The sequence below is a fragment of the Anaerophilus nitritigenes genome (assembly GCF_004138215.1).
GTDB lineage: Bacteria > Bacillota > Clostridia > Peptostreptococcales > Thermotaleaceae > Anaerophilus > Anaerophilus nitritogenes.
The window spans coordinates 45,810-68,404 of the sequence record NZ_RYYS01000020.1 but is presented as its reverse complement, the minus strand read 5'-3'; the positions used below and the strand labels follow the sequence as shown (position 1 = coordinate 68,404).

Annotated in this window: 23 protein-coding genes and 1 riboswitch; all 23 genes read right to left on the bottom strand. The window is 30.0% G+C overall.

The genetic code is table 11. The features are described 5' to 3' along the window. Positions 1-46: 46 nt before the first annotated feature. A complete protein-coding gene (hemL, locus tag EK368_RS02555) occupies positions 47-1,336 on the bottom strand; it encodes a glutamate-1-semialdehyde 2,1-aminomutase (protein ID WP_129596171.1) in 1,290 nt (429 codons plus the stop codon). Between the two features lie 4 nt (positions 1,337-1,340). Continuing rightward, positions 1,341-2,315 carry a porphobilinogen synthase gene (gene hemB, locus EK368_RS02550; protein WP_129596170.1) on the bottom strand — a complete coding sequence of 325 codons (975 nt, stop codon included), beginning with the start codon at positions 2,313-2,315 and terminating at the stop codon, positions 1,341-1,343. Positions 2,316-2,326: 11 nt separating this feature from the next. Beyond that, complete coding sequence (gene cobA, locus EK368_RS02545) at positions 2,327-3,838, bottom strand: uroporphyrinogen-III C-methyltransferase (protein ID WP_129596169.1); 1,512 nt, start codon at positions 3,836-3,838, stop codon at positions 2,327-2,329. Between the two features lie 12 nt (positions 3,839-3,850). Continuing rightward, positions 3,851-4,768 carry a hydroxymethylbilane synthase gene (gene hemC, locus EK368_RS02540; protein ID WP_129596168.1) on the bottom strand — a complete coding sequence of 306 codons (918 nt, stop codon included), beginning with the start codon at positions 4,766-4,768 and terminating at the stop codon, positions 3,851-3,853. Positions 4,769-4,781: 13 nt separating this feature from the next. Further along, positions 4,782-5,423 (bottom strand): precorrin-2 dehydrogenase/sirohydrochlorin ferrochelatase family protein, encoded by a 642-nt coding sequence (locus tag EK368_RS02535; RefSeq protein ID WP_129596167.1) that lies wholly within the window; start codon positions 5,421-5,423, stop codon positions 4,782-4,784. Next, the gene (locus EK368_RS02530) at positions 5,416-6,180 is read right to left on the bottom strand and encodes a cobalt-precorrin-6A reductase (protein ID WP_129596166.1); all 765 of its coding nucleotides are present in this window, start codon (positions 6,178-6,180) and stop codon (positions 5,416-5,418) included. The genes EK368_RS02535 and EK368_RS02530 overlap by 8 nt, the downstream gene beginning before the upstream one ends. Continuing rightward, positions 6,177-6,914 carry a precorrin-3B C(17)-methyltransferase gene (gene cobJ / locus EK368_RS02525; protein ID WP_129596165.1) on the bottom strand — a complete coding sequence of 246 codons (738 nt, stop codon included), beginning with the start codon at positions 6,912-6,914 and terminating at the stop codon, positions 6,177-6,179. Before cobJ ends, EK368_RS02530 begins: the two co-directional genes overlap by 4 nt. Beyond that, the gene (gene hemA / locus EK368_RS02520) at positions 6,907-8,199 is read right to left on the bottom strand and encodes a glutamyl-tRNA reductase (RefSeq protein WP_129596164.1); all 1,293 of its coding nucleotides are present in this window, start codon (positions 8,197-8,199) and stop codon (positions 6,907-6,909) included. Before hemA ends, cobJ begins: the two co-directional genes overlap by 8 nt. After that, the gene (gene cbiG / locus EK368_RS02515; protein ID WP_129596163.1) at positions 8,168-9,229 is read right to left on the bottom strand and encodes a cobalt-precorrin 5A hydrolase; all 1,062 of its coding nucleotides are present in this window, start codon (positions 9,227-9,229) and stop codon (positions 8,168-8,170) included. The genes hemA and cbiG overlap by 32 nt, the downstream gene beginning before the upstream one ends. Then, the gene (gene cobM, locus EK368_RS02510; RefSeq protein ID WP_129596162.1) at positions 9,226-9,978 is read right to left on the bottom strand and encodes a precorrin-4 C(11)-methyltransferase; all 753 of its coding nucleotides are present in this window, start codon (positions 9,976-9,978) and stop codon (positions 9,226-9,228) included. Before cobM ends, cbiG begins: the two co-directional genes overlap by 4 nt. Then, the gene (gene cbiT, locus EK368_RS02505; protein WP_129596161.1) at positions 9,978-10,568 is read right to left on the bottom strand and encodes a precorrin-6Y C5,15-methyltransferase (decarboxylating) subunit CbiT; all 591 of its coding nucleotides are present in this window, start codon (positions 10,566-10,568) and stop codon (positions 9,978-9,980) included. Before cbiT ends, cobM begins: the two co-directional genes overlap by 1 nt. After that, entirely contained in the window at positions 10,552-11,181 is a 630-nt protein-coding gene (gene cbiE, locus EK368_RS02500; RefSeq protein ID WP_129596160.1) for a precorrin-6y C5,15-methyltransferase (decarboxylating) subunit CbiE, read from the bottom strand. Before cbiE ends, cbiT begins: the two co-directional genes overlap by 17 nt. Next, entirely contained in the window at positions 11,174-12,292 is a 1,119-nt protein-coding gene (gene cbiD, locus EK368_RS02495) for a cobalt-precorrin-5B (C(1))-methyltransferase CbiD (protein ID WP_129596159.1), read from the bottom strand. Before cbiD ends, cbiE begins: the two co-directional genes overlap by 8 nt. Before the next feature lie 13 nt (positions 12,293-12,305). After that, complete coding sequence (locus EK368_RS02490) at positions 12,306-12,926, bottom strand: precorrin-8X methylmutase (protein WP_129596158.1); 621 nt, start codon at positions 12,924-12,926, stop codon at positions 12,306-12,308. A 13-nt stretch (positions 12,927-12,939) separates the two neighbouring features. Beyond that, the gene (locus EK368_RS02485; protein WP_129596157.1) at positions 12,940-13,821 is read right to left on the bottom strand and encodes a GHMP family kinase ATP-binding protein; all 882 of its coding nucleotides are present in this window, start codon (positions 13,819-13,821) and stop codon (positions 12,940-12,942) included. Beyond that, the gene (gene cobD / locus EK368_RS02480) at positions 13,811-14,890 is read right to left on the bottom strand and encodes a threonine-phosphate decarboxylase CobD (protein ID WP_129596156.1); all 1,080 of its coding nucleotides are present in this window, start codon (positions 14,888-14,890) and stop codon (positions 13,811-13,813) included. Before cobD ends, EK368_RS02485 begins: the two co-directional genes overlap by 11 nt. 21 nt (positions 14,891-14,911) lie before the next feature. Continuing rightward, positions 14,912-15,847 carry an adenosylcobinamide-phosphate synthase CbiB gene (gene cbiB, locus EK368_RS02475; protein WP_129596155.1) on the bottom strand — a complete coding sequence of 312 codons (936 nt, stop codon included), beginning with the start codon at positions 15,845-15,847 and terminating at the stop codon, positions 14,912-14,914. Beyond that, positions 15,844-17,376, bottom strand: coding sequence for a cobyric acid synthase (locus EK368_RS02470; protein ID WP_243109338.1), 1,533 nt, complete (start codon positions 17,374-17,376; stop codon positions 15,844-15,846). The genes cbiB and EK368_RS02470 overlap by 4 nt, the downstream gene beginning before the upstream one ends. Beyond that, on the bottom strand, positions 17,366-18,766 hold the full coding sequence (locus EK368_RS02465; protein ID WP_129596154.1) for a cobyrinic acid a,c-diamide synthase CobB: 1,401 nt from the start codon (positions 18,764-18,766) through the stop codon (positions 17,366-17,368). Before EK368_RS02465 ends, EK368_RS02470 begins: the two co-directional genes overlap by 11 nt. Before the next feature lie 92 nt (positions 18,767-18,858). After that, positions 18,859-19,042: riboswitch (cobalamin riboswitch) on the bottom strand. A 62-nt stretch (positions 19,043-19,104) separates the two neighbouring features. Next, positions 19,105-19,692: an alpha-ribazole phosphatase gene (gene cobC / locus EK368_RS02460; protein WP_129596153.1), complete on the bottom strand. Its 588-nt coding sequence runs from the start codon at positions 19,690-19,692 to the stop codon at positions 19,105-19,107. Continuing rightward, entirely contained in the window at positions 19,689-20,429 is a 741-nt protein-coding gene (cobS, locus tag EK368_RS02455) for an adenosylcobinamide-GDP ribazoletransferase (protein ID WP_129596152.1), read from the bottom strand. Before cobS ends, cobC begins: the two co-directional genes overlap by 4 nt. Positions 20,430-20,439: 10 nt before the next feature. After that, complete coding sequence (cobU, locus tag EK368_RS02450) at positions 20,440-21,000, bottom strand: bifunctional adenosylcobinamide kinase/adenosylcobinamide-phosphate guanylyltransferase (RefSeq protein WP_129596151.1); 561 nt, start codon at positions 20,998-21,000, stop codon at positions 20,440-20,442. 135 nt (positions 21,001-21,135) lie between these two features. Then, positions 21,136-22,485: an esterase/lipase family protein gene (locus tag EK368_RS02445; protein ID WP_129596150.1), complete on the bottom strand. Its 1,350-nt coding sequence runs from the start codon at positions 22,483-22,485 to the stop codon at positions 21,136-21,138. Positions 22,486-22,595 lie beyond the last annotated feature (110 nt).

The following is a 22,595-nucleotide window of genomic DNA, read 5'->3' as shown; positions in this document are numbered from 1 at the left end:
CTTCGTTAAATTTTCATCATTCATTATATCATCTATTTCATATCTATCAAATAACTTTTTTGAGTGCATGATAATTTGCTTCGATTGTCTTTTGTATTTCTTCTTTTGTATGCACTGCACTTAGGAATGTTGCTTCAAATTGAGAAGGTGCTAAATAAATCCCTTGTTTTAACATTTCCTCAAAATAGATAGCAAACTGACTCGTATTACTCGTCATAGCAGATGAAAAATCTACGACTTTCTTTTCTGTAAAAAACATACAAAGCATGGATCCTACTCTATTAAATGTGGCTTTTACTCCTATTTTTTTTGTGTTCTCTACAAAACCATTTTCTAACATTTTAGACTTTTCTTCTAATTCTTCATAAATATAAGGATTTTCTTTTAATATTTTCAAAGTTATATATCCTGCTGTCATAGCTAATGGATTTCCAGATAAAGTCCCAGCTTGATAAATATCTCCTATTGGAGAAATATGCTTCATAATTTCTCTTTTCCCTCCATAAGCGCCTACAGGAAGTCCTCCACCAATGATCTTTCCAAAAGTTGTAATATCTGGATCTATATTATATAAGCTTTGAGCACAATGAAAAGAAACTCTAAAACCTGTCATTACCTCATCGATAATGAGAAGTGATCCATATTCTTTCGTAATTTTTCTAAGATGATTCATAAATTCCTTTGTAGCAGGAACTACCCCCATGTTTCCTGAGATCGGCTCAATAATTACTCCTGCTATATCTTTTCCAAATCTATCAAATATATTTGTAATGCCCTCTATATCATTATATTTTGCTGTAATAGTGTTTTTTGCAATATCTTGTGGAATCCCAGGACTATTAGGAACTCCAAATGTTAACGCTCCTGATCCTGCTTTAATCAGCAAGCTATCTGAATGACCATGATAATTTCCTTCAAATTTAACAATAATATCTCTTTTGGTATATCCTCTTGCTAGTCTTAGGGCACTCATAGTTGCTTCTGTTCCTGAATTTACCATTCTTATCATTTCAACAGACGGTACAGCTTCACAAACAAGCTTTGAGAGTCTTGTTTCAAGATCTGTAGGAGCTCCATAGCTTGTTCCTAGATCCATAACATCCTTTAATGCACTTATCACCTCAGGATGAGCATGTCCTAATATCAGAGGTCCCCATGATCCTACATAGTCAATATATTCATTTCCATCTACATCATATATTTTGCTTCCCTTACCTCTTTGAATAAAGGGAGGATCTATATTGACAGAAGGAAATGCTCTTACAGGAGAATTTACTCCTCCTGGGATAAACTTTTTTGCTTCTTCAAATAAAGCTTTTGATTTTGTAAACTCCATATGCTCACTCCTCTCTTAACCATCTAGCTGCATCTTTTGCATGGTAAGTAATGATTATTCCTGCTCCTGCTCTTTTCATAGATAGTAATTTTTCTAAGACAATTCTTTTTTCATCAATCCAACCTCTTTCAAAAGCCGCTTTTACCATTGCATATTCGCCACTTACATTGTAAACAGCTAGTGGAACATCAAATGTATCTTTTACTCTCCTTACTACATCTAGATAAGAAAGCGCCGGTTTTACCATGACAATATCTGCCCCTTCTTCTATATCTAATTTAACTTCTCTTATGGCTTCATCTGTATTTGCAGGATCCATTTGATAAGTATTTCGATCTCCAAAGCTAGGAGTTGAATGAGCTGCAGCTCTAAAAGGTCCATAAAAAGCTGAAGCATATTTTGCACTATAAGCCATAATAGATACATCCTCAAATCCATTATTGTCTAATTCTTCTCGAATAGCTTTTATTCTTCCATCCATCATATCTGATGGTGCTACCATATCTGCTCCTGCTTTAGCATGAGATAGGGCAATTTTTGCAATATATTCTAAAGTCATATCATTTTGTACATAATTATTTTTTATGATTCCACAATGACCATGATCTGTATATTGACACATACAAACATCTGTAATAACTAAAATATCTTCATTTATTTTTTTTATTTCTCTTATAGCCTTTTGTACAATTCCTTCATCACTATAAGCTTCACTTCCATAAGAATCTTTTTTATTTGGTAGTCCAAATAAAATAACTCCTTTTATTCCAAGACTTACAATCTCTTGGATCTCATCTTTTAACATGTCTATTGAGAAATGATAATTATTTTTTAAACTTTCAATTTCTTCTTTGATTCCTTCTCCCTCTACTACAAATAAAGGATAAATAAAATCATCTACATTAAGTATAGTCTCTCTTACTAAACTTCTTATAGCTTTATTTGTTCTTAATCTTCTTGGTCTGTGAATAAAATCCATTTTTATCTCTCCTATTTATTCCATTTTAAAATAGAATCTACAAGTCCATCAATTGTAAATTCATCTGCACTAATATCTACTTTTAGTTCCATATCTTTTGCAGTTTGTTCTGTAATAGGTCCTATAACTGCAATAGTTATATCTTTTAATAATTTTTTATTTTCTTCTCCTAAAATCTCTATGAAATTTTTAACAGTAGAAGAACTAGTAAAAGTAATTAGATCTATTCCTTCTTTTAATATATTGATTAATTTTTCTTTATCTACATTTGGAATTGTTGTATGATAAATAGATATATTATCTACCAAAGCACCCATTTTTTCTAATTCTTCAATTAAAATAGTTCTTGCAATGTCTGCTCTTGGTAAAAGAATATGATCTCCTTTATGGATTTTATCTTTTAATCCTTCTATGATAGCTTCTGCTCTAAATACATCTGGTACATACTCTACCAATAATCCTTTATCTTCTAAAGCTTTTTGAGTGGCAGTTCCTATAGCTACTAATTTCACATTATACAGATTTCTCACATCTATCTTTAACTCTTTTAATCTTTCAAAGAAGGCATATACTCCATTGACACTAGTAAATATAATCCATTTATATTTGTCAATTTGTTTTATGGCTTTATCAATTTTTTCATATTCTTTAGGTTTTTCAACTCGAATCGTAGGAAACTCTATTGGATTTGCTCCTAAATCCTCCAATTTTTCAGACAAAGCACTTGCTTGTGTTCTCGTTCTTGTAACTAATATGTTTTTTCCAAATAATGGTTTGTTTTCAAACCAATTTAACGTTTCAGATAAATTTACTACTTCTCCTACAATAATAATAGCCGGATTTTGAATATTATTTTCTTTCACTTTTTGATAAATATCAGACAATGTGCCTTTTGCCATTTTTTGATTTGAAGTAGTTCCTTTCATAATTACAGCTACTGGTCTATTCGGATCTTGTCCAAATTTTATAAGACTTTTACAAATTTTATCTAAATTTTTAATACCCATTAAAAAAATAAGAGTACCTTCTACCTTTTCCAATGCTTCATAATCAATTACATTTTCTTCTTTTGTAGGATCTTCATTTCCTGTAATCACATGAAAGGAAGAACTTACATTTCTATGGGTTACTGGAATGCCAGCATAGGATGGAACCGCTATAGAAGATGTGATACCTGGTACAATTTCAAAAGGCACTTGATGATCTTTTAAAACCTTTGCTTCTTCTCCACCTCTTCCAAATACATAAGGGTCTCCCCCTTTAAGTCTTGCAACAACTTTTCCTTCTAAAGCTTTTTTTAAAATCAATTCATTAATTTCATCTTGAGTATAGGCATGATTATTAGGAGCTTTTCCTACATAAATCATTTCTGAATCTTCTTTTGCAAAAGATAAAAGTCTAGGACTTGCTAATCGATCGTAAAGTACTACATCTGCCCTTTTAATACACTCTAACCCTTTTATAGTAATGAGTTTATAATCTCCAGGACCTGCTCCAATTAAGAAAACCTTTCCTTTATTCATCTTATCACCTGCCTACAAATTTTTTAATATATCTTGACCGCCCTTTTCTAGTGTTTCTTGTGCCATTTGGACTCCTAATTGTTCTGCATCCCATTTTCTACAAGAATTTTTAAGTTTTATTATCTTTTTTCCATCTTCATTTGCCACTATAGTAGTCATATGAATTTTTTCCCCGTCTACTTTGGCAAAAGCTCCAATAGGTACATGGCATCCACCATTTAATTTTTTCATAAAACTTCTTTCTGCTAATACACTCATTTGAACTTCTTCGTTATTTAATGCCTTCACAATAGACTGCACCCATTGATCGTCTTTTCTGATTTGAATAGCTAATGTTCCTTGTCCTACGGCTGGAGTAGATATTTGTGTAGAAAGATACTCTGTAATTTTATCTTGCCATCCCATACGAATAATTCCTGCAGCAGCTAGAATAATTCCATCTAAATTCATAGTTTCTATTTTTTCTATTCTTGTTTTAATATTTCCTCTAATAGGTTCAATAGAAATATCTGGTCTATATGCAAGAATTTGAGCTGCTCTTCTTAAACTACTTGTACCAATTCTGGCTCCTTGTTTTAAGTCATCTAATTTAATATGATTTTTAGTAATAAGTACATCTCTTGGATCTTCTCTATCTGTAATAGCCCCAATAATTAATTCATCTATCATTTGAGTAGGAACATCCTTCATACTGTGTACTGCTAAATCTATTTTATTCTCAAGAAGTGCTGCTTCAATTTCTTTTACAAAAAGTCCTTTGCCTCCAATTTTGCTTAATGTTTGATCTAAAATTTGATCGCCCATAGTTTTAATTTTTACTACTTCATATTCTAGATCAGGATATTTTTCTTTGAGACATTCTACGATCCAATAAGTTTGCTTTAAAGCTAGATCACTTGCTCTAGAACCAATCACAATCCTTTTTTTCATTTTTTTCACCTTTTCACTTTATATTTTCATTATACAAAGAAATTAAAGCTTTTTTTATATCTTTAACTTCTTTGTTTATATATTTCTTTAATACATCATTATACACTAATTTTTCAAAAATTTCCTTCCTTAGATGAATATTATCTACTTCTTTTATAATTATTTGTCTTATCTCTCCTAATGCATTAATAAATTCTTCATATTCTTTAGGAAAAATCTCTTTTAAGTCTTCTTTCATTTTTTTAGTAAGCATAGGACTTTTTCCATTGGTAGAAATACAAACTTGAAGATCTCCTCTATTAAAGGTTGATGGTATAACAAAATCACATTTTTTTGGATCATCTGCTACATTGATTAAAACTCTTTCTTCTCTTGCTTCTTTTATACATAACTCATTAATTTGTTTATGATTTGTAGTAATATAAGCTAAAAAATAACCCCTTATATCTCCCTTTTTATATTCTCTTTTTATATACTTAATTTTTTCTTCCTTTACAAGATGATCTAATTGATAGGTTATATAAGGACTTATTAACGTTACATTTGCACCATAATGCAAAAGAGAAAATATCTTTCTTTGAGCAACTTCTCCTCCTCCGATTACTAAGCATTGTTTATTATAAATATTTAACATCATAGGATAATATTTATTCATAAGCTATCCTCACTTTATTTATCATATCTTCTATATTATCAAATACATGAGGATAATTAAGCTTTGGCCTTTGAATCATCACTACAAATATATTCATAAGTTTAGCTGCTTCTAGCTTTTGCATGGTTCCTCCATAATCTCCACTATCTTTAGAAACTAAGATATCTATTTTGCATTTTTTTATGATTTCTACATTCATTTGAGTAGAAAAAGGTCCTTGCATAGCAATAATATGAGAAGGTTTTATATCTAAATTTTCACATTTTTTAATGACATCACTTACAGGTAACACTCTTGGAAAAAGTCTATTAGTATCCACACTTTGTGTAAAAATTTCTAGTGTTTTGCTTCCTGTCGTAAGAAGTACATTTCCTTTTAAAGTATTTATCCTATTTGCTGCTTCTTCATAATCAGAAGCATAATAAATTCTATGTTCATATTGAGATAAAAGACTTTCTTTTCTTTGAAATCGAATATAAAGAACATTCTTTTTTTTACAAACCTCTATTGCATTTTGCGAAACCTCTACTGCATAAGGATGAGTTGCATCAATAAGAATTTTTATATTCTTATTGATAATCATCTCTTGCATTTCCTCTTTTGAAAGTTTTTTGTGAATGACTATAGATCTGTTGTTCTTTGGAATTAATTCTGCTCCATAAGCTGTGGCTGTGGTCACTAAAAGTGGATATTTCAAGTTTTGCAACATATCTACAATTTCTCTTCCATCTTGTGTACCACTAAGAATCATGATCATAATACATAGCCTCTAGGTGTGATCATTTTTCCATTTTTTACATAAGTCTTTTGATTTCCTATAATCACAACTGTAAGCATATCAATTGGATAGCTCAACATATGTTCTAAATCGGTAATAAAAACTTCTTCCTCTTCTCTTTTTGCATTTCTTACAATTCCAACTGGTGTATCTGGAGATTTGTATTTTAACATGATTTCTCTTGCTTCTTCTATTTGATGGATTCTTCCTTTACTTTTAGGATTATATAAAGATATAACAAAATCTCCCATTGAAGCACATTCAATCCTTTTTTTAATCAATTCCCAATCTGTTAAAAGATCACTTAAAGAAATAACAGCCGAGTCATGCATAATCGGAGCTCCTAAAGTAGATGCTGCTGCATTCGAAGCTGTAATTCCAGGAACTACTTCCACTTCTATATCTTCATCTTTTTCATTGACTACCTCTAACATAATTCCTGCCATTCCATAAATTCCTGCATCCCCACTACTTATAATAGAAACATTTTTTCCTTTTAAAGCCTCATCTAAAGTAATATTACATCTCTCTACTTCTTTTCTCATTCCAGAATCAATGACCTCTTTTTCATGTAATAAATCTTTGATTAAGTCTATATAAGTTTTATACCCTACAATTACTTGTGAATCCTCTATTGCTTTTTTAGCTCTATGACTCATATGTTCATAGCTTCCAGGTCCTAATCCAACTACATATATTTTACCTTTATTCATTTGTTTGCCTCCTGTCTTTTTTACAACTGTATATATTCATTCCAAACAATTCACTAGCAATTTGAGCATACAATCTTCCTTTTCGATCTTCTCCAGCCCTTTTTAAATTAAGAATAGGTCTTTTTAACAATTTTTTCGTAAGACTTCTCATAACAATTTGAATTAATTCTTGATCCTTCTGTGAAGCATCTTCAAGTCTATTTATTAAACTTTCTATTTCTGTCTCTAAAATTTCTGTACTATATTCTTGAAGTTCTTCTATAACAGGAAAAATAGAAAGACAATTGTACCAATTTTCAAATTCAATACATTCTTCAATAATTATTTTAATAGCATCTTTTGCTGCTTCTAATCGTGATTCCATATTTTCAAGAGATACTCTTTTTAAAGCATCTAACTCATATAAAGATACCCCTTCTAATTTTCCTATTTGAGGCTCAATATCTCTAGGGATAGCAATATCCACCATACAGACTTTTTCTCCATCATGATATTTCATAAATTTATCTTTCTTTAAAACATAATGAGGCGCACTTGTAGAACTTATAATAATATCCACTTTTGAAATCCATTCATATCTTTTAGAAAACTCTACTACCTGAATTTCTTTATATCTCTCTGATAAATCAATCACATGTCCTACAGTTCTATTTGTTACATATATTTCTTTTACTCCCTTAGCAATTAAGTTTTCAATAGCAATACGACTCATAGTTCCAACACCGATGACTAACACCTTTTTCTTTTTTAAATCCTCAAATATTTCTTCAATAAATTTTACTGCTATAGAACTAATTGATAGAGAATTTTGTGAAATAGCTGTTTCCCTTTTAATTTTTTTAGCAGTAGTAATGACTTCTCTATAAAGTTTGTTTAAAACTTTTCCTGTTTTTCCTATTTCTAAAGCATATTCATGAGCATTTCTTACTTGTCCTAAAATTTGATCTTCTCCTAAAATTAAAGATTCAAGCCCAGCTGCTAATTGAAATACATGTTTTACAGCTTCATCTGAATTTTTCACAAAAAAATAATCATCCATCATATCTTTTAATGAAAAAAAGTCTTTATAAAAATTTTTTAGAATTTCAATTCCTTTTTCTTCATCTTTTACAAAAGCGGTAATCTCACTTCTATTACAAGTAGATAAGATCACTACTTCTTCGATATAAGAATTTTCTTCTAAATATTCATATGCATTTTGTAAATCATTGTTACCAAAAGATACTTTTTCTCTAATCTCAACAGGTGCATTTTTATGATTTACACCTACTACTACGATTTCCATTATTATCACCTTCTTCAAAGACTGCTATGGTTATTCCATCATACTTTTTTTTGTTTTGAATAAAATTCCCATCCTTACCACTTAAATAAGCTACTGGCTCACAAACAGCTCCCACTCCAGTAATTTTTTTTACAAATTCAGATCCTTCAAACTGATCTTGTACTTTTTTGATCTCTTCTCTAGCTATAATCATAAGTGGAATTTTTAATTCTTTAGCTGCTTCTATAAGTCCTTTTTCATCTTTTTTTAAATCTACAGTTGCTATATGTTTGATAGATTTTTTTGAAATATTAAGCTTTTCTAGACAATCATCAATGGCCTTTAATATTTCTTCTTTTGATTTTCTTCTCCTACAACCTATCCCTAGTATAATATTTTTGGGTCTTATGATTACCTGATCTATTGCAATAGGTTTTATTTTTTCTTTATTTGTAATATAAATCATTCCTATACAGTTTTTTATATGATCTTTAATATATACTATATTCTCAGGTAAAGGGATGTTTATTGGAATATCTGAATCAATCCCTACCTTTTCCCCATTGACAATATGAGCTGTAATCTTTGTAGCATCACTAAAATTTTCAATTTCTCCACCGATCATCATAGATAAAGTATCTATTGCTATTGAGTCATTTACATCTGAAGCTGTAGTAATCACAGGGTTAGCCCCTAATATTATAGCAATATGTTTTGTATACTCATTAGCTCCTCCAATATGTCCAGATAAAAGACTAATCACATTTTTTCCTTTTTCATCTAAAACAAGGATTGCTGGATCTGCTTTTTTATCTTTTATATTTGGAGCAATAGTTCTTACTACAATCCCTGTAGCCATAATAAATATCAAACATTCATATTGATTAAATAGTTTTGATACAAAATCGGAAAATTTTTCTTTGATAGGATATATATTATCTTCTTTTATTATAAATTTAGAATTTACATACAATACAGTATTATCCATATTCTTTAATAATCTATATCCTAAACAAGCCCCTCCTTTTGTAAGGGTTATAATTGCTTTCATTTCTTTGCATTCCTATATTCATGAGAAAATGTCTTATCATAAAGCTTAGAATATTCATACTCATTTCCTAGAAAATGACCTACTAATATTTGAGCTGTCTTTTTAATATCTGCTTTTTTCACCTTTTTCTCAATATCTTCTAATGTTCCTAATACAATTTTTTGATCTTCCCAAGTAGCCTTTTGAATCACTGCAATAGGTGTATGACTCTCATAATGAGTTAAAAGTTTTTTAACTACTTCACCAATCATATGAACAGATAAAAATATACACATAGAAGCCTTATGCTTAGCTAAACTCTCTAAGCTTTCTTTCTCAGGAACTGGAGTTCTTCCTTCCATTCTTGTAAGAATAACAGTTTGAGTAATTCCTGGTAAAGTAAATTCTTTGCCGATAGCCGCTGCTGCTCCTACAAAAGAACTTACTCCTGGAATCACTTCATAAGAAATTTTCTTTTCCTCTAATATATCTATTTGTTCTCTTATGGCACCATAAATACTTGGATCTCCTGTATGAACTCTGGCTACTAATTGTTTTTCTAGTTCTGCTTTTTCTATAACCTCAATAACTTCTTCTAGTGTCATAGATGCACTATTATAAACTTGTGCTTCTTCTTTTCTGCAATTAATGATTTCTTTGTTTACTAAAGATCCTGCATAAATAATCACATCTGCTTTTTCTACAATTTTTCTTCCCTTTACTGTGATTAAATCTGGATCTCCTGGTCCTGCTCCTATGAAATATACCATTATATTTCCTCCTTTTGTTTTTTAGCTGCTATAATATAAATAGGATTTAAAGCTTCCATAAGTGTATATTTTCCTAATGCTTTTCCTTTGGATATATTGATAGAACTTAGATCTATATCTTTAAATCCAGTAGACTTCAAAAACTCCATAGACTTATATAAAGTCTCAATAGTAATACAATTGACTACACAAATTCCTTCATTTGTTAATTTTTCATAACATAACTTTATAATTTCTTCTAACTCTCCTCCGCTACCCCCAATAAAAGCTCTATCAAAGGTATCTATTTCTTTTAGGGCATCTATTCCATTGTTGTGAATAATTTCTATAGATACATTAAATTTTTCACTATTTTTTTTTATGAGTTCTATTCCTTCAGGATTTCTTTCAATAGCTATTACCTTTTTACAAATATGAGCTGATTCAATCGAAATAGATCCTGTTCCTGCTCCTATATCTATCATAACTAGATCTTCTTTTAATCTAAGTTTAGAAATAGTAAGAGCTCGTACTTCTTCTTTTGTCATAGGAACTTTTCCTCTAATAAAATGTTCATCTGGTATTCCAGGAGTTTTAAATTTCCAATTCATCTACAATCACCACCACGCACATATTAAATTCACTTATATGAATTACTTCTTCTAAAGAAGCAATCGTAATTTTTTCATTTGGATAAGAAAGATTTTCTCCTATAATCATGATTTTTCCTTGTATATGATCATTGATCATTTTTCTTGCAATTTCCTTTGGAGAATATTTTTGATCTGTCAATAGAATTACTTTCTTATATTTTTTTACTACCTCTAAAAAATCAAATTCTCTTCCATGAAGACTTCCTATATATGCATCATGCCAAGTTTGTCCTACTTTTGCCATTAAATATTGATACGAACTAATTCCTGGAATTACTTCTAATTCATTTGATTTAAAATACTTTTTTAAAAAACTCAACATGCTATAAAAACCTGTATCTCCCGAAAGAAGATATGCTATTTTTTTATTTTGTTGATTTTCTTTTGTATACTGTATAAGTTCTTTCAAATTCGATCCTATATAAAGCATTTCTTTTCCTAAATCTTTAAAATCCTCTAAATGTCTTTTTCCTCCAATTAATACATCACAATTATAAATTGTATTCATAACAACAGGTAAAATGTAGTCTTTATGACCAGGGCCTATTCCAAGTACATAAATCTTACTCATTTTTAAATTCCTCCAATAATTTTTGGGCAATTCTCCCTTCACCTAAAATCTTTTGCCCCATCCCAAACATAATAACTCCTATTTCTAATTCATCATGCACTCTAATTCTACATCTTTCTTCTGCTTTGTTACATAGTTTTTCATAAACTCCTTCATAACCTCTTTTTTCAATGACTTCTATTGCAGCTTCTGTTGTGACACAATCAAATAATTCTTCTATTACAAAGCTAGGTGCTCCCATTAAAGCCATGTTTGCTGCTAATATTTCTATTCTTGCATCAGAAACCTTACTATGGGTATGAAAAATACCTCCTACTAGCTTAACAAACTTACCTATATGTCCAATCATAAGCACTTTTTTGACTTTGTATTCTACACATTTTTCTAATATAAAACCTACAAAATTACTTATCTTTGCTATCTTTTGTTTTTCTAAATGATAATAATGGATCGCTAAATCTTCTCCAAAATTTCCTGGTACCAAAATAATCTTCTCTGGATTTTCATAAATTGCAGCTTTCATCTCTATAGCCAAAGATTCTCTATAAGCTTCCTCTGACATAGGAACTACAATTCCAGAGGTTCCTAAAATAGAGATACCTCCTACAATTCCAAGTCTAGGATTAAATGTTTTTTTTGCAATTTCTTCTCCATTGGGTACAGAAATAGTAATAATGGCACCTTTATCTTTAGGCAAAACTTCTCTTACTTCTTTTTGAATCATCTTTTGAGGAACTGGATTAATAGCTGGATTGCCAGGAGATATAGAAAGCCCAGGTTTTGTAACTACTCCTACTCCTATTCCTCCTTTGATCTGGATTTTGGGTTCATCTATAATTTCTACCACTGCATGAATAAATATGCCATGGGTATTGTCAGGATCATCTCCTGCATCTTTTTGTACTGCACAAAAGGCCCAATCCTTTTTCATTTCATATTCTTGTACTTCTATATCTATGATCCATCCTTTTGGAGTATCAATTCTTACAAAATCTACCTTTTCTCCATTAATAGCCATCAAAGCAGCAGCTTTAGAAGCTGCTGCTGCACAGGAACCTGTTGTATATCCATATTTCATTTTTTTACCATTCTTTATAATATACTTATCCATTTTCTCTCCTTCTTTATAGCATATATAAAATGGCATTTACAATAGCTGCTGCTACTGTACTTCCACCTTTACGTCCCTTTACAATAATATATGGAACATCCAAGCTTGAAAATTCATCTTTTGATTCAGCCGCTCCTACAAATCCTACAGGCACTCCTATAACAAGGTCTGGCTTTACTTCTCCTTTTTCTATACATTCTTTTAAAGTGAAAAGTGCCGTAGGTGCATTTCCAATTACAAATATTTTATTTTTAGGGTCTTTCACTGCTTTTTTCATAGCTGCCATAGCTCTTGTAGTCCCTTGTTCTTTTGCTGTTTGAGAGACATCTTCATCAGAAATAAAGCAATGTACTTCTCCACCATACTGAGCTACTCTATTTTTATTAATTCCTGACATTGCCATTTTTGTGTCTGTAACAATATGAGCTCCTGATTTTATAGCTTCTTTTCCTTTTTGTATTGCATCAGGAGAAATAATCGTAAGATCTGCATACTCAAAATCTGCTGTAGTATGAATAATACGTTTTACAATTTTTCCAATTTCCTCTGGAAAAGTTTTATCTCCTAATTCTTCTGTAATAATTTCAAAACTTCTTTCTTCTATTAAATGGGGAATTTTTATATATTCACTCATGTTATGCCTCCTATTATTTGTATAGAATTTTCGGTCCACCTTCTACCATTTTTGCAAAATAATTTTTGTAATAAATTTCAAAAATGTATTTTCGTTCCATTTCTTTCATAAGCCTTTCTATATCTACTTGATCCCTTTGAAATAAAATACCTAACACTGTCCCACTATGAGCTACATTCACTCCATAACAATTCATATTTAATGCTATATCTATAATTTCTTCTAATCTATTTTTATAAAGTATATTTTGGTTTGTCATTGAACTTATATTTGCAGATTTCCCTAAAAGATGAAAATCTTTTTTCAAGTAACTTTTCTCAAAAACTTCATATGCTTTTTCTATATTTTCTTTATTTTGTATTCGTAGAGCTTCATAATTATTTTTTCTAAAAGTCTGGGTATTTACTTGATCTCTTGATTCCAATACCCATATATCAAGATTAGGATTCCAATCAAAGCTTTTTACTTTTATACCCTTTAAGTGATCAAATAAAGTCAATTTTTTAAAAATAGTACTATCTGTAGGCTCTATTTGAGTACATATTTTTGCTAAATCTTCATCTGTTATTTGTTTACCTAAATAAGTAGCTGTAGCTAGAATTGTTGCTGCTAAATCTGCTGTACTGCTTGCCATACCTTTTTCTATAGGAATATCTGAATGAATGTCTAGACTTATGTTATCTCCTATTTGAAAAGATTGTCCAAAAAAATTAAGAGTTTTATACATAGCCTCTATAGCTTTTTTCTTATTATTATCCCTTATTGGATTTTTACATTCTTCCAAAGTAACTACAGAATAAATGTCTATGGGATAAGATATTAATTTTTCTCCATCTTTTATATATCCTTGCAATAATTCTCCACAAGAAGCAGGACAAATTGCTTTAATCTTCATAAGATACCTCTTTTAATGCTTTTAACAATTTTAGATTACACTCTTTATCTTTAATGGCAATACGATAAAATGAATCATCTAAATTCTTATAGTTATCACAGCTTCTAATCAATATTTTACTTTTGAGTAAAGCTTCTTTTAAATTTTTATTTGATCCCAAGTATTTAAATAATATATAATTTGAACTCGGAGGATACACTTTTAAAGTTTTGATCTTTATTAGCTCTTCATATAGTCTTTTTCTTTCTTTTGTAATCCATTCTTTGCTTTTTTGTATATAAACTTCATCTTTTAAAACCATGCCTGCCATAGCTGCATAACTATTAATACTCCAAGGCTCTTGGTTATTTCTGATATTTTTTAATATTTTCATATTAGAACTTAATCCATATCCTATTCTTAATCCTGGCAATGCATAAAATTTTGTTAATGCTTTAATGATATACATACGCTCATAATCTTTTAAAAGTGGGATCATACTTTCTTGATCACCATTTTCTACAAACTCCATAAAAGCTTCATCCATCATTAGATGAATATTTCTAGCTTTGCATATATTTAATATCTTTTTCATTTGACTTTTGACAATTAACTGACTTGTTGGATTATTGGGGTTACAAAGAATCACTAGATCTATATCATCATGTAGCTTATTAAAAAAGTCATCCTCTATTTGAAAATTATTTTTTTCTTGTAATTCATAATATTCTATGTGACTTCCTACTTTTTTTAGTGCTCTTTCATATTCTAAAAAAGTAGGTGATAAAATCAAACTATTTTTGGGTTTTATTTCACGAACCATAGAAAAAATTACTTCTGTTGCACCATTTCCTACACTAATCCAAGATGAATCTATTTTGTGATACTCTGAAATCTCCTTGATCAGATCCTTATATGTAGGATCTGGATACTTTTGAATCTTATTTATATTCAAAAGTAAACATTCTTTAAAATCTTTTGGAATTCCCAGTGGATTGATATTTGCACTAAAATCTATAATTTCTTCTTCTTTTATCCCTAATCTTTGTACAATTTCATATATATTTCCGCCATGCTCTGCTCGCTTCATCCTACCTCTCCCTTTATTCTTTTAGCCAAACATAAAATAAAATACTAAAAATCCGACTACGGAAGATGCATACATTATTTTTATAGATTTTTTTATATGATCTTTTTCTAATAAATCTATTTCATCTCCAATAGTAGGCTTGTATATTTCTTGTCCAAAATAAGTATTTGTTCCTCCTAGCCGAATATTTAACGCTCCTGCTGTGGCAGATTCTGGATACCCACAATTTGGACTTTTGTGATTTTTATGATCTCTTCTTACTATTTTTATAGCATTTTTATAATCATAAAAAAGATAAAAGGACCCTATAATCATAAACATCGCTGTCAATCTTGCAGGTATATAATTAAGTAGATCATCAAATTTGGCAGAAGCCCATCCAAAATTAATATACTTCTCGTTTTTATATCCTACCATAGAATCTAATGTATTAGCAGCCTTATATGCCATACCAAGAGGTGCTCCTCCTATAAAAATATAAAAAAGAGGTGCAATTACTCCATCAGAAGCATTTTCAGCAATAGTTTCTACTGTCGCTCTTATTATTTCTTTTTCATCTAAATTGCTCGTTTCTCTTCCTACAATGTAAGATAAATATTTTCTAGCCTCTACTATATCACTTTTTTCTAGTGCATTTAAAACTTTTCTACTTTCTTTATCTAAACTTTTAGCTGCAAGAATTTGAAAAATCAAAAATCCTTCTATCACATATCCTAAATAAATATTAATAGATTTTGCAAAAAATACAATAGCAACAGTAATTCCATAGGTAGAACCTACAATAATCATAGTCAAAAGAATTCCAAAATTTTTTTCATCTTTACTATGTTTTACCAATTTTCTCAAAAAAGTTTCTGTTTTAGAAATACATTTACCAATTAAACATATAGGATGAGGAATAAAGTAAGGATCTCCAAATAAAAGATCGAATAAATAACCTATGCATATGTGAATCATTTTTTATCCCCTTGTAAAATTTCATATATTTTATTTAAATCTACATTTTCACGAACAATCTTTGCAAGCTTTTCATACTCTTTTTCCTTAAACTCTCTAAAAGTTTCTACACTGCTTTGTTTTTCATCCAATCCTTTGGCCTTTCTAATATTATTTAATATTTTTCTAGTAAATCCAATGTTATCAAAGACTCCATGAATATAAGTTCCCATTACATTTCCTTCTTTATTGATAGCTCCATCTTCTATATTTACTTCTTTATCTAACCTCTTTACAATAGTATGAAATGAAGTGGCTTCTTTTCCTAATTTGGTCTGCCCCATATGAATTTCATATCCTTCAATATTCATGCCAAAAACTTCTGAAAAGAAATGATCCTTCTTAGCAATAACTTTTGCATTTACTTGTGTTGTTGTTTTTTCTAATTCAAATATAGTCTCTGTATCTAAAAGTCCCAATCCATTTATTTCTTTTATACTACTTTCTGTTTCATGAGGATCTGATATTCTTCTTCCAAGCATTTGATAGCCTCCACAAATACCTATAATGAGTTTCCCTCTTCTATGAAGTCTCAAAATTTCTTCTTCTAGTCCTGTTTCTCTTAAATAAACCAAATCCTCAATAGTATTTTTAGACCCTGGTATAATTAAAATATCTGGATCTCCAATTCTTTCCCCTCTCATAATATATCGTACATGTACATCTTCTTGTGTTTCAAACACATTAAAATCTGTAAAATTTGAAACATGCGGAAGATACAATACCCCTACTTCTATTTGTGCTCCTTCATTTTTTTTGTATCTAAATCTTTCAGCCAAACTATCTTCATCTTCAATTTGTACATTAGAATATGGAACTACCCCTAGTACTGGAATATGAATAAGGTCTTCAAGCATTTTAATTCCAGGCTCTAATATATTAATATCTCCTCTAAATTTATTAATAATAACACCTTTTACTCTTTTTCTTTCTTCTTTTGTAAGTAACATAATCGTTCCATATAAAGAAGCAAATACTCCTCCTCGATCTATATCTCCAATTAATATAACTGGAGAATCTGAAATCTCTGCCATGCCCATATTCACAATATCTTTATCTCTTAAATTGATTTCTGCTGGACTTCCAGCTCCCTCTATAACTACAATATCATTTTTACTTGAAAGCTTATCAAAAGTTTTTTTTACCATTTCTAAAAGTTCAGGCTTAAAATCATGGTATTGAGCAGCAGACATATTTTTATATACTTTTCCATTTAAAATTACTTGGCATTTTTTATCTGTAGTAGGCTTTAACAAAACAGGATTCATTAAAACATTAGGCTCCATATAACAGGCTTCTGCTTGTACTACTTGAGCTCTCCCCATTTCTAATCCGTCTTTTGTAATATAAGAATTAAGTGCCATATTTTGTGATTTAAAGGGTGCTACCTTGTATCCATCTTGATGAAAAATCCTGCAAAAAGCAGCTGTAAGTAAACTTTTTCCTACAGAAGATGCTGTTCCTTGAAACATCAAAGATTTATTTTTCATAAGTTATACCACTCCTATCCTGATCATTCGAACAATTTTTTAAAAAAGATTTTGCAATATTTTTATTACTATAAAAATGAATATGAGCATATGCTCCTAATGCATTATACTTCTTCACTCCACATTTCCAGCTTTTTATCTTTTGTTCATTCTTAATTTTATCTACAATATAAGCATATTCTATTGTGTCATTTTCTTCAATCAATGATCTATGAAATTCATGGGCTTTGATATAACTTTTCTCCCTTGCAATACTACAAGGCTTATCTATATTTACATGTACATATCCAAATCGTTGAAGCCTTGTTGTCATCTTTGATACCGTATCAAAAATTCCAACCATTTCATAAGTTTCATCCTCTAATGTAGTAATGGCTTTTGTAAGATACATAAATCCTCCACATTCTGCATAAGTGGGCATTCCATTTTGTATAGATTTTTTAATAGATTCCTTCATTGAAATATTCTTTGATAACTCTTTTGCAAAAACTTCTGGAAATCCTCCTCCTATATATAGTCCATGAATATTTTTAGGAAGAGCATTATCTCTTAAAGGACTAAAATAAATAAGATTTGCTCCCAATTCTTTTAAAAGATCTAAGTTGTCTTGATAATAAAAATTAAATGCTTGATCAAAAGCTACTCCAATGTTTACATCTTTTACAGTTTTTTCTTCTTCATATATAAAATCTTCTACAGACTCTGCTTCTTGAGCTATTTGTATTAAAGCATCTAAATCAATAGTCTCCTCTACCATATCTGAAATTGTATTTATTTTTTCCTTTAGATCTTTTACTTCTCCACTAGGAATGAGTCCTAAATGCCTACTTTCTAGCGAAATATTTTTATTAGGCTTTAAATATCCAACACATTTTATATTTGTATCTCTTTCAATGCTTTCTTTTAAAAGCTCATAATGAGCCTCTCCTGATATATTATTTAAAATAACACCTTTAATATCTACATCTTCATCATATATTTTATATCCTAAAACTTGTGCTGCTGCACTAGTAGATATACCTTTTCCATTTACAATCAAAACAACTGGTGATTTTAATATTTTAGATACATGAGCCGTACTGCCCTCATCTTTACTTGTGCCATATCCATCATAAAGACCCATAACTCCTTCTATGATAGAAATCTTGTCTTTTGCATTTTTTACGAATAATTTTTTAATGATATCTTCATCTAAAAGCCAGCTATCTAGATTCCTTGATTGATTATTTGTTACAAATGTATGAAAAGCTGGATCTATATAATCTGGTCCTACCTTAAATGGAGCTACATCGAGGCCTCTTTTAGTAAGAGCAGCCATTATTCCTATAGACACAGTAGTTTTTCCAACGCCACTTTGGGTTCCAGCAAGTACAAATCTTGATAAGTTCATATTGATCATCCCCTCATAAACAAAATACCCCAACCATCAATGGTCAGGGCATAAACGTAGAATCGTTCTATTTCCCCTTCCCGCCGAAGGTACAAAATTTATAAAAACAGGCAAGTATCCTGACTCGTGAATCACCTTACTTTCGACGCCTTCCTCAGATCAATCACCAAGTGACATTTTGTCGATTTCATCCTCACTTACAGTAGCGGGGGCTGTGTCGGATTTTCACCGAACTTCCTTTTTAAATCTTATAACACCTGTTCTCACTTATTTGTCTTATTTCATGGTATCAAAATATCTTTTTTATTTCAATATTATATATGTGTATTTATTTTTTATTATTGATTTAGGGCTGTTAGTACAGGAAAATCATCTACAATTTCAATTTTGGTTACTCTACAATTTTCTATTTTATATTTCCAATAATCCTCAACCCCGTTTCCTACTAAATAAGATATGATAGCACGAATACATCCTGCATGAGATACAATTAAAATGTTTTGATTTTTATACTCTTTTCGTATTCTTTTTATGCATTCTACTACTCTCTCATACATTTGTGCTAAACTTTCTCCTTTAGGAACTCTATAGCCTATCCAATCTTCTTGCCACTTTTGCAGTTCTTTTGGATATTTTTCTTTTATTGTATGATAACTTAATCCTTCCCATAGTCCAAAATTCATTTCCCTTAAATTTTCATCTTCAATGATCTTTACTTTATGATGCTGATGAATCATCTGAGCTGTTTTTATTGCTCTTTTTAGGTTACTACTCACAATCATATCAATCTTTTCTTCTTTTAATTGCTCACTCATCTCTTTAGCTTGTAAAATCCCTCTCTCAGTTAAAGCAGAATCTGTAAATCCACAATATAATGCTTTATGATTTTCTTCTATTTCTCCATGTCTTACTAAAATTAGATTCATAAAATCACCTTTTCTAAAATTAAAAAATAAAATAAATAAACAATTTCTGCAAGTTCAGATATAGCACCTAAAGTATCTCCTGTCATACCACCAATCTTTCCTGTAATATGTTTTACATATCCTATACTAAATAAATACCCTACTAGTATGAACGGAAGAGACTGTGCATGAATTAAACCTATAAGTATAGAAAATAAAATAGCGATCATCACATGTTTATTATTTGTTTTTCCTATAAAGAAATTTCCCATTCCACTTGTTCTTGCATAAGTAGAAAATCTTGCTGCATATATAACACATAATTTTGCAAAAGTAGGCATCACAATCAATATACCATAAACATATGGAATTGGAAGTGAAGAAATAAATGATATTTTTAATAAAAGCGTTAAAAATATAGCTAAAGCAGCATTGGTTCCAAGTCTACTATCTTTCATAATTTCTAGAATCTGATCTTTAGGACGATTACTATATATCCCATCAAAAGTATCTCCTAATCCATCCAAATGAAGTCCTCCTGTAATAAACACCTCTCCTGTTACACAAAGAACACTTCCTAAAACAATCCCTCCTAATCGATACCCTATATAATATAACGATACCATAAACATTCCAATAATCAATCCTACCAAAGGAAAGTAAATAATTCCCTCTGAAAAATCTTCTTCTGTCACTTCTAAATTTGCATAAATAGGAATTCTTGTAAAAAATTGTATCATTAAAATTAACCTTTTCATAAGCCCCCTCCTACTTAATCTTCATAGGAATACCAGATACTGTAAAGTATACTTCATCTGCTTTTTTTGCAATCATTTGGTTGATTCTTCCTGCTATATCTCTAAAAATACGAGACATTCTATTTTCAGGAACAATACCCATTCCAACTTCATTGGTAACCATGATACCCCAAATATTATTTTTTTTAATCTCTTCTATCAGTTTGATCATTTGATCCTGAATATAGTTTTCTACTTCATCTATTTTTTCATGACTTATATTTTCCCAATCTTCTTCACACTCAAACATTAAATTTGTTGTCATGATGGTTACACAATCTAAAAGAATAGTTTTATGTTTTGTACCTATCTCTCCTATTATTTTATATAAATCCTTATATCCTTCATAAGTTGTCCACTCACTAGGTCTTAAGTCTCTATGCTTTTTAATTCTATCTTTCATTCCCTCATCAAATGCAATAGCTGTGGCTAAATAAGCTACCAAACCCTTTGAAGTTTTTGCAAGATTTTCTGCATAACTACTTTTTCCACTTCTGGCTCCACCTGTTACAAGAGTAATTTTTCCTTCCATAAAATCACCTCTTACTTTTTTTAAGTTACCTATTATTTTAATATTGTAAAATTATATAGATCTTCAAAAAAATATGCCCCTATAAGGGACAAAATATCTTCTTAACTATATCAAATTTTTTCTGTATATGCAATTCTAGGATAAACTAATTTTATAAGCTTGTTGCATGTATCCTTTTCTTTCTTGAATTTTTTTCTTTCTCCCTAGATGATCCCTAATCATAATCTCTATTGGTTCTTTTTCCATAGGAATGTATTCCATATACAAATATTTTTGAGAGAAACCTTTTATAAATATCCATATATTTTTCTCATCCATCTTTTGTACATATACATCTTTATGACGCTTTGTTCCATCATATAATAAGATATTATCTCCTCTATCATAACTTTTAATCCAAATCTGTCCTTTTCCACTTACTAAAATGCTTACATATTCATTGAATGATGGTGTTGTTTCTTTATAAGATACAACTTCTTTTATTCCTAATTTTTCCTGAAGAATAAATTTGCATTTTTGTAAAATATCAGTATGATTTGATTCAAAAACATAAGTATCTCCTTCTATCTCACACAAGCTATTTAAAAGTACTGTTCCATCCCCTTCCTTTGATTGAGATGAACTCACTACTTTTCCATCCTTCCATTTCTCTTCCTCGCTTTTGTATCTTCTATCTACTTGTAGTTTTTGATTGGTATCTATACTTTTTCCTCCAATTAAAGTAACTTTTATTTTTCTATTTTTAAGAATGTGTTTTTTTTCATTCAATTCATCCAAAAAATTATTATGATGATTCATTTTTTCATAAGGAATATATTTCATATTTTGATTATGATCTATATAATAAAGATAATCTCCATATGTCTTACTAGGTAGTAAATCTTTTACTCCTTGTAAATGCTTATAAATCACCTCCATAGTATTTTCATTTTTATATTTTTTTTCCAATATCCAAAGATACCCTTCTAATAATGTAGAAAATATACTAGATTTTATATTTTTTTCATATGGAAGTTTTCCACCTGCCCAAAAATAATAAGCATTTGCAGCTCCTCCATTGGGTGTTCCTATAAAAATTAACTGTTCTACATCATAACCATAATCTTGCCCTTGTACATAAGCCCTTGCTACTAATCCTCCCATACTATGACAAATCAAATTCACCTTTTTACTTTTTGTTTGAGTTTTAGCTTGATCAATTGTTTTTTGAAGATATTCTTGAGCACAAAATGCACAATCTTTTCGCCAGTCATAAAAGCAAGTAAATAAATCTTTGTCCTTTTCATATCCCATATCCATTAGTATCTGTATAAAAGGTTCATAAATAGAAGCTGCCATTCCAAATCCCCATTCACCAGTACCTGGAATAATATCTTCTCCCATAGATCCATAAAGGCCTGGTACAAATACAATAGGCTTTTTTATTTCTTGCCCTCCTCTTCTCATAAGCTCTAATATTCCTATGGTAACAAAAAGTGGATGCATGATTCTCCCCCCTATATCATCTCTCTATTTTTTCCACACTCTTAGTACATATATACTACAAATTTGTTCTTTATATTTCTAAAAAAATAAAGTTACTACTTATTTGTAGT

Coding starts and splice junctions, on each gene's coding strand:
- hemL (WP_129596171.1), bottom strand. CDS start 1,336: ATGGAGTTTACAAAATCAAAAGCTTTATTTGAAGAAGCAAAAAAGTTT.
- hemB (WP_129596170.1), bottom strand. CDS start 2,315: ATGGATTTTATTCACAGACCAAGAAGATTAAGAACAAATAAAGCTATA.
- cobA (WP_129596169.1), bottom strand. CDS start 3,838: ATGAATAAAGGAAAGGTTTTCTTAATTGGAGCAGGTCCTGGAGATTAT.
- hemC (WP_129596168.1), bottom strand. CDS start 4,768: ATGAAAAAAAGGATTGTGATTGGTTCTAGAGCAAGTGATCTAGCTTTA.
- EK368_RS02535 (WP_129596167.1), bottom strand. CDS start 5,423: ATGAATAAATATTATCCTATGATGTTAAATATTTATAATAAACAATGC.
- EK368_RS02530 (WP_129596166.1), bottom strand. CDS start 6,180: ATGATCATGATTCTTAGTGGTACACAAGATGGAAGAGAAATTGTAGAT.
- cobJ (WP_129596165.1), bottom strand. CDS start 6,914: ATGAATAAAGGTAAAATATATGTAGTTGGATTAGGACCTGGAAGCTAT.
- hemA (WP_129596164.1), bottom strand. CDS start 8,199: ATGGAAATCGTAGTAGTAGGTGTAAATCATAAAAATGCACCTGTTGAG.
- cbiG (WP_129596163.1), bottom strand. CDS start 9,229: ATGAAAGCAATTATAACCCTTACAAAAGGAGGGGCTTGTTTAGGATAT.
- cobM (WP_129596162.1), bottom strand. CDS start 9,978: ATGGTATATTTCATAGGAGCAGGACCAGGAGATCCAGATTTAATCACA.
- cbiT (WP_129596161.1), bottom strand. CDS start 10,568: ATGAATTGGAAATTTAAAACTCCTGGAATACCAGATGAACATTTTATT.
- cbiE (WP_129596160.1), bottom strand. CDS start 11,181: ATGAGTAAGATTTATGTACTTGGAATAGGCCCTGGTCATAAAGACTAC.
- cbiD (WP_129596159.1), bottom strand. CDS start 12,292: ATGGATAAGTATATTATAAAGAATGGTAAAAAAATGAAATATGGATAT.
- EK368_RS02490 (WP_129596158.1), bottom strand. CDS start 12,926: ATGAGTGAATATATAAAAATTCCCCATTTAATAGAAGAAAGAAGTTTT.
- EK368_RS02485 (WP_129596157.1), bottom strand. CDS start 13,821: ATGAAGATTAAAGCAATTTGTCCTGCTTCTTGTGGAGAATTATTGCAA.
- cobD (WP_129596156.1), bottom strand. CDS start 14,890: ATGAAGCGAGCAGAGCATGGCGGAAATATATATGAAATTGTACAAAGA.
- cbiB (WP_129596155.1), bottom strand. CDS start 15,847: ATGATTCACATATGCATAGGTTATTTATTCGATCTTTTATTTGGAGAT.
- EK368_RS02470 (WP_243109338.1), bottom strand. CDS start 17,376: ATGAAAAATAAATCTTTGATGTTTCAAGGAACAGCATCTTCTGTAGGA.
- EK368_RS02465 (WP_129596154.1), bottom strand. CDS start 18,766: ATGAACTTATCAAGATTTGTACTTGCTGGAACCCAAAGTGGCGTTGGA.
- cobC (WP_129596153.1), bottom strand. CDS start 19,692: ATGAATCTAATTTTAGTAAGACATGGAGAAATAGAAGAAAATCATAAA.
- cobS (WP_129596152.1), bottom strand. CDS start 20,429: ATGAAAAGGTTAATTTTAATGATACAATTTTTTACAAGAATTCCTATT.
- cobU (WP_129596151.1), bottom strand. CDS start 21,000: ATGGAAGGAAAAATTACTCTTGTAACAGGTGGAGCCAGAAGTGGAAAA.
- EK368_RS02445 (WP_129596150.1), bottom strand. CDS start 22,485: ATGCATCCACTTTTTGTTACCATAGGAATATTAGAGCTTATGAGAAGA.